11 protein-coding genes are annotated in these 11,939 nt (G+C 73.1%); 5 read left to right on the forward strand and 6 right to left on the reverse strand.

Going from position 1 to position 11,939, the window contains the following annotated elements; all coding sequences use genetic code 11:
- Positions 1–88 precede the first annotated feature (88 nt).
- The 3 genes from RNL97_RS28045 to secD are packed head-to-tail and all read left to right on the forward strand — an operon-like array spanning position 89 to position 3,840.
- Positions 89–802, forward strand: coding sequence for a rod shape-determining protein (locus RNL97_RS28045; RefSeq protein ID WP_243315800.1), 714 nt, complete (start codon positions 89–91; stop codon positions 800–802).
- A 47-nt stretch (positions 803–849) separates the two neighbouring features.
- Entirely contained in the window at positions 850–1,464 is a 615-nt protein-coding gene (locus RNL97_RS28050) for a hypothetical protein (protein ID WP_243315801.1), read from the forward strand.
- A 33-nt stretch (positions 1,465–1,497) separates the two neighbouring features.
- Positions 1,498–3,840: a protein translocase subunit SecD gene (gene secD / locus RNL97_RS28055; RefSeq protein WP_243315803.1), complete on the forward strand. Its 2,343-nt coding sequence runs from the start codon at positions 1,498–1,500 to the stop codon at positions 3,838–3,840.
- A gap of 21 nt (positions 3,841–3,861) precedes the next feature.
- Here secD and RNL97_RS28060 read toward each other — a convergent pair whose 3' ends face one another.
- The gene (locus RNL97_RS28060; protein WP_030582821.1) at positions 3,862–4,728 is read right to left on the reverse strand and encodes a helix-turn-helix domain-containing protein; all 867 of its coding nucleotides are present in this window, start codon (positions 4,726–4,728) and stop codon (positions 3,862–3,864) included.
- Between the two features lie 102 nt (positions 4,729–4,830).
- On the opposite strand from RNL97_RS28060, the gene RNL97_RS28065 reads away from it, so the two are divergent.
- Positions 4,831–5,136: a 4a-hydroxytetrahydrobiopterin dehydratase gene (locus RNL97_RS28065; protein ID WP_030582819.1), complete on the forward strand. Its 306-nt coding sequence runs from the start codon at positions 4,831–4,833 to the stop codon at positions 5,134–5,136.
- A 38-nt stretch (positions 5,137–5,174) separates the two neighbouring features.
- Here RNL97_RS28065 and RNL97_RS28070 read toward each other — a convergent pair whose 3' ends face one another.
- Positions 5,175–6,137, reverse strand: coding sequence for a LysR family transcriptional regulator (locus RNL97_RS28070; protein ID WP_030582817.1), 963 nt, complete (start codon positions 6,135–6,137; stop codon positions 5,175–5,177).
- 295 nt (positions 6,138–6,432) lie between these two features.
- Here RNL97_RS28070 and RNL97_RS28075 point away from each other — a divergent pair, with 295 nt between their 5' ends.
- A complete protein-coding gene (locus tag RNL97_RS28075) occupies positions 6,433–7,317 on the forward strand; it encodes a class I SAM-dependent methyltransferase (protein ID WP_243315807.1) in 885 nt (294 codons plus the stop codon).
- A 33-nt stretch (positions 7,318–7,350) separates the two neighbouring features.
- Here RNL97_RS28075 and RNL97_RS28080 read toward each other — a convergent pair whose 3' ends face one another.
- The 4 genes from RNL97_RS28080 to RNL97_RS28095 all read right to left on the reverse strand — a co-directional run bounded on the left by RNL97_RS28080 (position 7,351) and on the right by RNL97_RS28095 (position 11,866).
- A complete protein-coding gene (locus RNL97_RS28080; RefSeq protein WP_030582813.1) occupies positions 7,351–7,818 on the reverse strand; it encodes an RICIN domain-containing protein in 468 nt (155 codons plus the stop codon).
- 122 nt (positions 7,819–7,940) lie between these two features.
- The gene (locus tag RNL97_RS28085) at positions 7,941–8,777 is read right to left on the reverse strand and encodes an aldo/keto reductase (RefSeq protein ID WP_313751343.1); all 837 of its coding nucleotides are present in this window, start codon (positions 8,775–8,777) and stop codon (positions 7,941–7,943) included.
- Positions 8,778–8,858: 81 nt separating this feature from the next.
- Positions 8,859–10,658, reverse strand: coding sequence for an AMP-dependent synthetase/ligase (locus RNL97_RS28090; RefSeq protein WP_030582807.1), 1,800 nt, complete (start codon positions 10,656–10,658; stop codon positions 8,859–8,861).
- Between the two features lie 314 nt (positions 10,659–10,972).
- Entirely contained in the window at positions 10,973–11,866 is an 894-nt protein-coding gene (locus RNL97_RS28095) for a LysR family transcriptional regulator (RefSeq protein WP_030582804.1), read from the reverse strand.
- Positions 11,867–11,939 lie beyond the last annotated feature (73 nt).

Genomic DNA, 11,939 nt, shown 5'->3' on the forward strand with positions numbered 1-11,939 from the left:
CCGGCGTCAACACCAGGGCGCCGGGAACGGCGCCCCGGTCGCGCGGGGCCTGGCCCTGGACCTCGGCAGCTCCCGCACCCGGGCCTGGGTGCCCGGCCGGGGGCTGCTCCTCGAACCGTTCCCCGGCTCGGGCCCCCACGGGGGTGCCGAGCGCCCCGTCCGTCGCGGGCGCATCGTCGACCCCGAGTCCTGCGGCCGGCTGCTCGGCCGGATCGCCGACGCGGCCCTGGGCCCCGACCGCAGCGACAGCGTGATCGTGCTCAGCCACCCCGTGCTCGCCGGCGCGGAACACCGCACCGCCGCGCGTGCCCTGCTCGCCGGGCTGGGGACGACGCGCGTCCTGGTCCTCAGCAGCGCCCGGGCCGCCGCCGCGTACGCGGGACCGAGGGAGACGGGCCCCCTTCTCGTCGTCGACCTGGGAGCCGAGCTGACCGAGGTCACCCTCCTCGTGGGCGGCCTGGTCGCCGACGCCCGGCAGGCCGAGAGCGGACTCGACGACCTCGACGGCCTCGATCCTGCGACGCTTCCCACTGTCCTCGGCCGCACGGTGCTCGACATGATCACGTCCATGTGGCGGCACGACCGGCACGGCGCGATCCGGGGAGCCCTGCGCAAGGGCCCCGTGCTCGCGGGCGGCGGCGCGCTGCGGTCCGACGTCACCGAGCACCTCGCCCGCTGCCTCGGCACCCGGGTGCGCCTGGCCGACGACCCGTCGACCACGGTCGTCCGCGGCGCCGGACAGATCCTCAGCTCCGTGCTCCGCCACCGGCCGACGCCCGAGCGATCCGGCCACCCGAGGTGACGCCGTACCGGGGACGGCCCCGGCCGCACACGCACCGGGTGCGGTGCGTGCTGGTCACGCTGCTCCTCGCCGTCCTCACCCTGGTCGGCGGTGCCGCCACGGCGAACGGGGCGGCGCCCGCAGCCCTGGCCACCCGAAGCCTCGCGCCCGCCGCCGTCGCCGAGGCCCCGCCCTCCGCCGCACCCCGGATCCACCGAACCGGGCATCGCACAGGGCATGACAGCGCACCGGCGTCCCGGCACCGCACCTGCCACAGCGGCGCACTCGGCTCCCGGCACCAGGCCGGGCACGGCATCGCACACGACGTCCGGCATCAGGCCGGGCACGGCATCGCACACGACGTCCGGCATCTCGTGGCGCAGGCCACGCACGAGCAGCCCAGGGCGGCGGCCGATCCGGCACAGGCCCCCCGGGCGGGCACCGGCCGGGCGTACCTGCTCCTCCACGCGCCACCGCCGCCGCACGACGTGCTGACCCCCGCTCCGCCGGGGCCGGCCGAGCCGCGCGGCGGTGGCCGGCAGGTCGCCGAGGACTCCTTCGACGCACCGGGCAGCCGCCGGGGCGCGCTTCCCGGTGTGCGCGGACCTCCGCGCAGGACCACCGGTCCCACGACCGGTCATCCGCCGTCCTGCTCTGCCGTTCCGGCGTCGCGTCCTCGCTGAGGTGAGGGCGCGACGCCCCACCGGAGGATTTCCATGACTCGCGCCACCGCGGTGCGAGCGGTCCTGGCTGCCGCCGTGCTGCTCGTCTCCGTCTTCATCACCCTGACCATGTCGCCCAGACTCGGCCTCGATCTCCAGGGCGGCACCCGCATCGTGCTCCAGGCCCGGGACACCGCCACCGTCGAGGCGGACCGGGAGACCACGGACCGCACCCTGGAGGTGCTGCGGCAGCGGATCGACTCGCTGGGCGTCTCCGAACCGACGCTGACCCGTTCCGGCGAGGACCGGATCATCGTCGAACTGCCCGACGTACAGGATCCGCGCCAGGCCGCCGAGGTGATCGGCCGGACGGCCCAACTCACCTTCCACGCGGTCGAGGGCCCGGGGACCGATGGACCGGAGGAAAAGTCTCCGGATCCCGAATCCACCACCGACCCCGACCCCCAGCGGCTGACGCTCCCCGACGAGCAGGGCCGGTCGCTCGCCCTCGGCGAGCCCCGGCTCTCCGGCGCGGGCGTCGAGGACGCGAGTGCCGCTTTCGACGCGCAGGGCGGAGCGGGCTGGACGGTGTCGCTGGAGTTCCGCAAGGGCGCCGGGCAGGACTGGAAGAAGCTGACCGGCGAGGCCGCCTGCCACCCCGCCGGGGACGACCGGCGCAGGGTCGCCATCGTCCTCGACGAAAAGGTCATCTCCTCGCCGCAGGTCGACCCCTCGGTCGGCTGCCGGGCCGGACTGCCGTCCGGGGCCACCCAGATCACCGGGTCGTTCAGCGCGGACGAGGCGCGTGACCTGGCGCTGCTCATCAAGGGCGGGGCCCTTCCCGTGCCCGTCGAGATCGTCGAGCAGCGGACCGTCGGCCCGACGCTGGGCGCGGCGGCCATCGACGCGAGCGCGCAGGCCGCCCTCATCGGAGCCGCCGCCACCGCGCTCTTCATCACCGTCGTCTACCGCCTCTTCGGCGCGCTGGCCGCCGTGGCGCTGGGCGCGTACGGGGTGATCTCGTACGCCGCACTCGTCGCCCTCGGCGTCACGCTGACCCTTCCCGGGCTCGCCGGGTTCGTCCTCGCGATCGGGATGGCGGTCGACGCGAACGTCCTGGTCTTCGAACGGGCCAGGGAGGAGTGCGCCGACCGGCCGAAACGCTCCCTGCGCTCCGCGCTGGCCACCGGGTTCCAGAAGGCGTGGAGCGCGGTCGCCGACTCCAACGCGACCACGCTGATCGCGGCCGGGCTGCTCTTCTTCCTGGGCTCCGGCCCGGTCAAGGGCTTCGGTGTCACGCTCGCCATCGGGGTCCTCGCCTCGATGTTCTCCGCCCTGGTCATCGCCCGCGCGCTCACCGAGATCGCGGCGAACTCCCGCTTCGTCAGCGACTACCGGGGCGTCAACGGCATCGGGCGACCCGGTGCCGTACGCACATGGCTGGTCCGCAAGGATCCGAAGCTCTTCCGGAAACCGGTGAGGTGGCTCGTCGTCTCGGCGGCGCTGGTCGTCGTCGCGGTGGCCGGGATCGTGGTGCGCGGGGTCGATCTGGGCGTCGAGTTCACCGGGGGCCGGCTGGTCGAGTACTCCACCAGCCGCCCGGTCGACGTGGAGACGGCCCGGGACAGCATCGCCGCCGCCGGGTTCGGGGACGCCGAGGTCACCACGGCGGGCGACGGCGACCTGTCCGTACGCACGGGGAAGCTCGACAACGACGGCGAGCACGCCGTGCGCGCCGCCCTCGCCGAGGAGGGCGGCGAGACGACGAAGGTACGGGACGAGCTGATCGGCCCGAGCCTCGGCGACGAACTGCGCCGCAACGCGCTGATCGCCCTGGGCGTCGCGGTGGCCGTGCAGCTGGCCTACCTGGCGGTCCGGTTCCGCTGGACGTTCGCGGTGGCGTCCGTCGTGGCGATGGTGCACGACGTGGTCCTCGTGGTGGGGGCCTTCGCGTGGCTGGGGCGGCCGGTGGACGGCATCTTCCTGGCCGCCCTGCTCACCGTGATCGGCTATTCGGTCAACGACTCGGTGGTGGTCTTCGACCGGGTGCGGGAGCTGTGGGGGGCGAACCGGCGTACTCCGTTGGACACCATCGCCCGCCGGGCCGTCCTGCAGACCGTCCCCCGTACGGTGAACACCGGGATGGGCGCCCTGTTCATCCTGGCCGCCCTCGCGGTGCTGGGCGGCGATTCACTCGCCGACTTCGCGCTCGCCCTGCTCATCGGCATCGTCGTCGGTACCTGGTCCTCGGTGTTCACCGCCGTACCCGGGGCCCTCGCCCTGGAGCGCGGCGCCAAGGCTCCGCCGCCGCCCGCACCGGGGAAGGGGAAGGGCACGCCGCGCGGAAAGGCGCGGTCCACACGCCGCGACCCGCTCGACAACGGAGCCCGCGTCTGAGGGGAGCGGGAAGGGGCCGGGTCAGGACGGGACGTGGGCGTGGAGATAGGCGGCGGTCTCCCGGTCCGCCGGGAGGAACGTCTCGATGGCCAGCTCGGCCACCGTCACGTCCATCGGCGTGTTGAACGTCGCGATCGACGACACGAACGACAGGACCCGGCCCCCGTGTTCGAGCAGCATCGGCAGCGCGAACGCGGCGGCCCGGTCCCGCTTCCGCCCCGCGCCGCCGGCCCCGTCGGCGACCGGGACCGCACCGCCTGTCCCCCCGGCGGTGCGGTCCGCGCCGCCGGGCCGGGCGGGGGCCGGGTAGGCGGCCACCTCGTCGTACAGCTCGCGCAGGGCCGGTGAGCGTACGAGGGCGATCTGACGGTCCATCTGCGCCAGCAGGTCCGCCCGCCACTCGGGGAGGTTCACGATGCGCGGGGCGAGCCCCTCCGGGTGGAGGGTGAGCCGCATGGCGTTCAGCGGTGGGGTCAGCAGCTTCTCCGGTACGCCTTCCAGGAGCAGCGCGACCCCGCGGTTGGCCGCCACCACCCCGTACGTGCCGTCCACCACGAGGGCCGGATACGGCTCGTACGCCGCGAGCAGGCGCTCCAGACTCTCGCGCAGGGAGGCCATCGCGGGGTCGTCGAGAGGCGTCTGCGGGTAGCGGGGCGCGTAACCGGCGATCACGAGGAGGGCGTTGCGTTCCCGGACCGGGATGTCCAGCTGTTCGGCCAGCCGCAGGACCATGTCCTCGCTGGGCCGGGAGCGGCCCGTCTCGATGAACGAGATGTGGCGGGCCGAGGAGTCCGCGCGCAGGGCCAGCTCCAACTGGCTGATGCGCCGCTGTTCCCGCCAGTCCCGCAGCAGCGGCCCCACTCCCGTGTCGGGCAAGACAGTCGTCATGCCCAGACCGTAACGTCACCGGGCGGGCCGGTCACGGTGCCGGTACGGGCCGCCCGGCCGTGACGCATAAGCCGACCCACCGAGACCCACGGGAGCCGTCCCATGAGCGCCGAACCGCTGTCGCCGTCCGAGACCGAGAACCGGCTGGAGAGCCTGCCCGGCTGGGCGCTGGAAGGGGGCCGGATCACCCGGACCTACCGGCTGCCCTCCCACTTCGCCGCCGCCGCGCTGACGGTCCACATCGCGCGGATCCAGGACGAGCTGAACCACCACTCCGATCTGACGCTCGGCTACAACACGGTGGCCCTCGCCGTCCACACGCACTCCGCGGGCGGTGCGATCACCGAGAAGGACCTGGCGCTCGCCGCCCGGGTGGCGGCCGCCGCCCCGGCCCACGGAGCCGACTAGCCACCGGTGAGCGGAACAGCCCATCCGCACCCTCCCGCTCAGGCCACCGTGCCGAACCGCGGGTGCGCGCCGAGCCATCGCGCGTAGCCCGGGCTGCGCGACACCGCCTCCGCGTACGCCTCGCGGGTCGCACCCGCCACCGTCCCCGCCGCCGCGTCGGCGGCGGGGGAGTGCGGATGCCAGCCCACCAGGTGACGCCAGCTGAGCGGGGCGCCGGCCAGCGGTCGGGTCACCAGGCCCGGCGTCGGCGGGAACGTCGCCCGGCACAGCCCGATCGCCCGCCCCACCTGCACCAGATGGACGACGGACGAGGTGTCCGTCTCGTACACCGACACCGGAGTGAAGCCCGACCGCGCGCAGGCCGCGGTGAAGCAGTCCGCGAAGCAGCCGTCGCCCGGCACGTCCGCCCAGCACTCGTCCGCGAGCGAGGCCAGATCCAGTTCCGCTTCGGCGGCCAGGGGGTGGTCCTCCGGCAGCATCACGAAGACCGGGTCCACCCCGACGACCTCCCAGACCAGCCGGTCGGCCAACGGTGGCGCGCTCTCGCCGCACGTCCCGATCAGCGCGAAGTCCAGCCGCCCGTCGATCACCAGCGAGGCGATCTCGTCCACCGACCACGCGGTGTACGTCGACACCGCCGCCGACGGGTGCGCGGCCGCCATCCGGTCCACCAGCCCGCCGAGCAGCGGACCGTGCGTGCCACCCAGCCGGAACCTGTCCAGCGCCCCCCGGGCATTGGCGAACCGCACGGCCTCGGCCTGCAGTTCACTGACCGCGGGCAGCACCACCCGGGCCCGCTCCAGCACCAGTTCGCCGAGCGGCGTGGCTCGGGCTCCGGTGTGGTCGCGGTCGAAGAGAGCGCCGCCGAGGGCCTTCTCGATCCGCCGCAGCTGAGCGCTGAGGGCGGGCTGGGCGAGCCCCAGGGTGGCGGCGGCCTTGGTGAGGCTGCCCGTGTCGGCTATCGCACGGACCGTTCGCAGATGGCGCAACTCCAGCTCCATAAGGGCAAGTTATGGCCCCCGGGCCACCCCGGCAATACGCGCGCTCCGCCTACCGTTCGGTCGGTGTGCACGAGCCGTACGCCGTCAGCCGAACGGCCCCTGGCGGCGTTCCGGTTGGCCCTGGCCCGGAAGGTCGGCCACGGCACCCCCTTCGCCTTCGACGCCGCGTTCAAACGGGCCAGGGGGGGGGGGGGGCGGCCCGGGAGCGCCGCGTGCGTACGCCGAAAGGCCCTCCCGATTTGCCGTAACGGCAAGGAACCTTGCCGCGCGACCCGTCCGTGCGGAAGCTGGGCCCATGAGCAGCCACGCCGGTCACGGCCACCACGACACGCACGCCGCCGACATCGACTGGGACGTCCTGGGCCCCCTGCTGGAGCAGGAAGCCGAACTCAACCGTACGCAGTACGAGGAGGCGGCCCGCTGGATCGCCGCCCTGCCCACCACGCCGCAGGTCCGCCGGGTCCTCGACATCGGCAGCGGCCCCGGGGTCGTCTCCTGCCTGCTGGCCGAGGTCTTTCCGGAGGCCGAGGTGGTGGCCGTGGACGCCACGCCCGCGCTACTGGAACGTGCGAGGAACCGCGCACGCCGCCTCGGGGTGATCGACCGCTTTTGGACGCTTGAGGCCGAACTCCCGGCGGACTTCGACCGGTTGGGCGAGGCCGATCTGATCTGGGCGGGCAACTCCCTGCACCACCTGGGCGACCAGCGCGCCGCGCTGGCCCGCTTCGCCGGGCTTCTGCGGGCCGGCGGAACGGTCGCGCTCGTCGAGGGCGGCCTGCCCACCCGACGCCTGCCCCGCGACATCGGCATCGGAGAGCCCGGTCTGGAGGCCCGTATGGGCGCGGCAGCCGCCACCCGTTTCGAGCGCATGCGGTCCGAACTCCCGGGCGCGAAAAGGGAGACCGAGGACTGGGCCGCCCTCTTCACCGCGGTCGGGCTCCTCCCTCAGGGAACCCGCAGCTTCCTCCTCGACCTGCCCGCCCCCGTCTCCCGCCCGGTCCGCGACCACGTTGTCGCGAGTATCACCCGGGAGCGCGAGGTGCTCGGCGACCTGCTGACGGCCGAGGACAGCGCCGTACTGGACCGGCTGCTGGACCCCGAGGACCCCGAAGGGCTTCACCACCGCCCCGACGTCCACCTGCTGGCCGCCCGCACGGTGCATCTGGGCCGCCGCGGCTGAGCGGGCGAAACCGCCCGGGCTGCTCCGCCGGACCTACGTCACCGGCTCCAACCGCCACCACTGGAAGGGGGAGTCGGTGTCCTCCCACTGCTGAACCGTGCCCCCGGCCTCGGTGGAACCGTCCGCGACCTCCATGACCAGCCCGCTGATGAAACTCACCAGCGTCACTCTCCCGGGCGCCTGTGGGTGCCGCTCGATCAGCCACTCCTGGGCGCCGAAGTTGTTGGCCTTCCACTGCTGGATCCGGGTGCCGTTCGACGTGTCGGCGTTCGCCACGTCCAGCCGCTTCCCGCTGCCTTCGTTGACCAGGTGGAAGAGGGACGCGCCCTCGTGCACCGGGGACAGCCGCCACACCTGCGCGGCCGTCCCGTCGTCCGCGCCCTGCTGGACCCGGGCACCGCTGCCCCTCGCCGCGCCGTACACCTCCAGCAACAGCTTGCTGCCGACGTTGCGCAGGCGGTACGGGCCCGCCTCGACGACAGGCGCGAGTTCGCCGCTCATGTTCCCCGTCTCCCCGATGGATGTGTGTACTGCCGTCGGGCCGGACGGCCGACGGGCCAGGTGGCCGACGACGGCGCCCCCACCGCGATCACGGTGGGGGCGCCGTCGTCGGCCGGGCGCGCTCAGGCGCCGACGTTGAATTCCGCCGGGTCGGAGCCGAGGCGCTTGCCCTCGTCCAGGGCGGCGAAGGCGGCGAGGTCGTCGGCGTCCAGCTCGAAGTCGAACACGTCCAGGTTCTCCTTGATCCGCGACGGGGTCACGGACTTCGGGATCACGATGTTGCCGGTCTGCAGGTGCCAGCGCAGCACCACCTGGGCGGGGGTGCGGCCGTGCTTCTGGGAGACGGCGACGACCGTCGGCACCTCCAGCAGGCCCTTGCCCTGGCCCAGCGGCGCCCAGGCCTCGGTGGCGATGCCGTGTTCGGCGTGGAAGGCGCGGGCCTCGGCCTGCTGGAGCTGCGGGTGCAGCTCGATCTGGTTGACGGCCGGGACCACGGAGGTCTCGGCGAGCAGCCGCTTCAGATGCTCGGGGTGGAAGTTCGACACACCGATGGCCTTCGCGCGGCCGTCGGCGAGGATCTTCTCGAACGCCTTGTACGTGTCGGTGTACGCGTCCTTCGCCGGGACCGGCCAGTGGATCAGGTACAGGTCCACGTAGTCCAGGCCGAGCTTGTCGAGCGAGGCGTCGAAGGCGCGGAGCGTGCTGTCGTGGCCCTGCTCGCTGTTCCACAGCTTCGTGGTGACGAAGAGCTCGTCGCGCGCGACGCCGGAGGCGGCGATGGCCTTGCCGGTGCCCGTCTCGTTCTCGTAGATCGCGGCGGTGTCGATGCTCCGGTACCCGGTCTCGATGGCCGTGGCGACCGTCTTCTCCGCCTCGTCGTCCGGCACCTGCCAGACACCGAAACCGAGCTGCGGCATGCCGAGGCCGTTGTTGAGGGTGATGGAGGGGACCTTGCTCACGAGCGGTCGATCCTAACGTCGTCGGTTGGTCACTCCCCACGGCAACGATCGGGCGGGTCCAGGCATTCCCGTTGCCTCCGGTCAGTGGTAGAGCGCGTCGACCTCGACCGCGTACGCCGTCTCGATCGCCTTCCGCTTCAGCTTCAGCGAGGGCGTCAGCAGCCCCAGTTCCTCGGTGAAGGGGTGGGCCAGGATCCGGAACGTACGGATGGACTCCGCCTGGGAGACGGCCGTGTTGGCGGCCACCACCGCCCGGCGGACCTCCATCTCCAGGTCCGGGTCCCGCACCAGCTCGGCAGGGCCGAGCGGGGCACGGCCCTGCATCGACAGCCAATGGTCGACGGACTCCTGGTCCACGGTGACGAGCGCCGCGATGTACGGACGGTCGTTGCCGACGACGATGCACTGCGCCACCAGCGGATGCGCCCGTACGCGCTCCTCCAGACCGGCCGGGGAGACGCTCTTGCCGCCGGACGTCACCAGGATCTCCTTCTTCCGACCGGTGATCGTCAGATAGCCGTCCTCGTCCAGCGAGCCGAGGTCCCCGGTCGCCAGCCAGCCGTCCTGCAGGACCGCCCGGGTGGCCTCGGGGTTGCCCAGATAGCCGGAGAAGACGTTCGGACCGCTCACCCACACCTCGCCGTCGTCCGCGATGTGCACCGACGTCCCCGGGATCGGCTGCCCGACCGTCCCGTACCGGGTGCGCTCGGGCGGGTTCGCCGTCGCCGCGGCGGTCGACTCGGTCAGCCCGTACCCCTCGAACACCGTCACCCCGGCGCCCGCGAAGAACAGCCCGAGCCGGCGGTCCATGCCGGAGCCGCCCGACATCGCGTGCCGCACCCGGCCGCCCATCGCGTCGCGGACCTTCTTGTACACGATCTTGTCGAAGAACTGGTGCTGCATCCGCAGCCCGGCCGACGGGCCGGGACCGTCCCCGAACGCCTTCAGTTCCAAGGCCTCGGCGTACTTCACCGCGATGTCGACGGCCTTGTCGAACGGCCCGGTTCTGCCCTCCGTCTCGGCCTTGCGCCGGGCCCCGTTGTACACCTTCTCGAAGATGTACGGCACCGCCAGGATGAACGTCGGCCGGAACGACATCAGGTCCGGCATCAGCGCGTTCGCCGACAGCTCCGGCTGATGGCCGAGCTTGACCCGGCCACGGATCGCGGCGATCTCCACCATCCGCCCGAAGACATGGGCCAGCGGCAGGAAGAGGAGGGTGGCCGCCTCGTCGCCCGGCTTGGAGTGGAACACCGGCTCCCAGCGGCTCACCATCGTGTCGCTCTCGAACATGAAGCTCGCGTGGGTGATCACACACCCCTTGGGGCGGCCCGTCGTCCCCGAGGTGTAGATGACGGTCGCCACGGAGTCGGGCGTCACCGCGCGCCGGTGCCGCTGCACCACCTCGTCGTCGATGCCCACGCCCGCCCCGAGCAGCTCGTCCACCGCTCCCGCGTCCAGCTGCCACAGCCGCTTCAGATGCGGCAGCCGGTCGATCACCGAGCCCACCGTCATCGCGTGGTCCTCGTGCTCGACCATCACCGCCACCACCTCGGCGTCGTGCAGCATCCACAGGACCTGCTCGGCGGAGGAGGTCGGGTAGATCGGCACCGACTGGGCCCCGAGGGTCCAGAGCGCGAAGTCGAAGAGTGTCCACTCGTAGCGCGTACGGGACATCAGCGCGACCCGGTCGCCGAACCGCACCCCGTGCGCGATCAGCCCCTTGGCCAGGGCCAGCACAGCATCGCGGAAGTCCCCGGAGGTCACATCGAGCCACTGGCCCCCGGCGTCCTTGCGGCCGAGCGCGACGCGGTGCGGATCATCCTCCGCGTGATCGAAGACCACATCGGCCAGACCGCCGACCTGAGGCGGCGCCGCCATGGGTGGGACAGTGAATTCGCGCAATGACATGCTCCTCGTGGCGCTCCGCACAGCGCCGCGACGCTACCCCAAGCGAGAGCCCGGCGGGAGAGGTCCGGAACCTCCGCACACCAGGACGACCCCCCCAGGTCAACCGTCGAAATCCGGCCAGACGGGCAAGGCTCGGGCGTACGCGGGCCCAGTTCTGCCCGAGGGGTAAGCGGCTCGCACCGGAATCTCCACCGAATCCGACCGCCGTGACCACCGCGGCCGGTGCCGGGTCGAAGAGCTGGTGCCGGCCCCGCCACTCCAGCCACCGGCGGTCCAGAGAGCGGCTACGGTCCCTCCGCTCCGCCCGTTCCGCGGTGCAGCCGGTCACCGGCCGCCAGGATCGCGGAGGCCAGGGCGTCCGCCGCCTCCTGGGCCGCGCCCCGCCGGTTCCCGTGCAGCAGGACGAAATCGACCCCGCCGAGCTCCGGCAGCCCCGCCCTGCCCGGCACCGGCACCAGCCCCGGCGGGACCATCCCCCGGGAGTGCGCCATCACCCCCAGGCCCGCCCGCGCCGCCGCGACCAGGCCGCTCAGACTCGTACTCGTGCAGGCGATCCGCCAGGCCCGCCCCTGCTCCTCCAGCACCTCCAGGGCGCGGGCCCGGGTGACGGCGGGTGGCGGAAAGACGACCAGCGGTACGGGGCGCTCCGGATCGAGGCGCAGCTGCGGCGCGCCGATCCAGTCCAGGGCGTCCCGCCACATCAGTTCGCCGTGGGTGTCCCCGGTCCGCCGCTTGGCCAGCACCAGATCCAGCCGGCCCGCCGCGAGCTGCCGGTGCAGCGTCCCGGACAGCTCCACGGTGAGCTGGAGCTCGACCTCCGGGTGGTCGCGGCGGAACGACTCCAGGATCTCGGGGAGCCGGGTCAGCACGAAGTCCTCGGAGGCCCCGAACCGCAGCCGCCCGCGCAGCCGGGTGCCCGCGAAGAACGCCGCGGCCCGCTCGTGGGCCGACAGGATCGTCCGGGCGAAGCCGAGCATCGCCTCGCCGTCGTCCGTGAGATCGACGCGATGCGTGTCCCGGGCGAACAACTGCCGCCCGGCCGCCTCCTCCAGCCGCCGCACATGCTGGCTGACCGTGGACTGGCGGACCCCGAGCCTGCGCGCGGCCTGCGTGAAGCTCAGCGTCTGGGCGACGGCGAGGAAGGTACGCAACTGGGCCGGGTCGTACGTGGCGTCCATCCGGTGCACGTTCACCCGGTCCGCACTCTCCCCGCCCGCGTCCGTCCGCTCCGTGTCCATACCGTGCACGCTA

It is taken from the genome of Streptomyces parvus, assembly GCF_032121415.1.
GTDB lineage: Bacteria > Actinomycetota > Actinomycetes > Streptomycetales > Streptomycetaceae > Streptomyces > Streptomyces globisporus_A.

What these genes read in the sequence shown, in the direction of transcription:
- secD (WP_243315803.1), top strand. Translation starts at nt 1,498, where the DNA reads ATGACTCGCGCCACCGCGGTGCGAGCGGTCCTGGCTGCCGCCGTGCTG.
- RNL97_RS28060 (WP_030582821.1), bottom strand. Translation starts at nt 4,728, where the DNA reads ATGACGACTGTCTTGCCCGACACGGGAGTGGGGCCGCTGCTGCGGGAC.
- RNL97_RS28065 (WP_030582819.1), top strand. Translation starts at nt 4,831, where the DNA reads ATGAGCGCCGAACCGCTGTCGCCGTCCGAGACCGAGAACCGGCTGGAG.
- RNL97_RS28070 (WP_030582817.1), bottom strand. Translation starts at nt 6,137, where the DNA reads ATGGAGCTGGAGTTGCGCCATCTGCGAACGGTCCGTGCGATAGCCGAC.
- RNL97_RS28075 (WP_243315807.1), top strand. Translation starts at nt 6,433, where the DNA reads ATGAGCAGCCACGCCGGTCACGGCCACCACGACACGCACGCCGCCGAC.
- RNL97_RS28080 (WP_030582813.1), bottom strand. Translation starts at nt 7,818, where the DNA reads ATGAGCGGCGAACTCGCGCCTGTCGTCGAGGCGGGCCCGTACCGCCTG.
- RNL97_RS28090 (WP_030582807.1), bottom strand. Translation starts at nt 10,658, where the DNA reads ATGGCGGCGCCGCCTCAGGTCGGCGGTCTGGCCGATGTGGTCTTCGAT.
- RNL97_RS28095 (WP_030582804.1), bottom strand. Translation starts at nt 11,866, where the DNA reads ATGGACGCCACGTACGACCCGGCCCAGTTGCGTACCTTCCTCGCCGTC.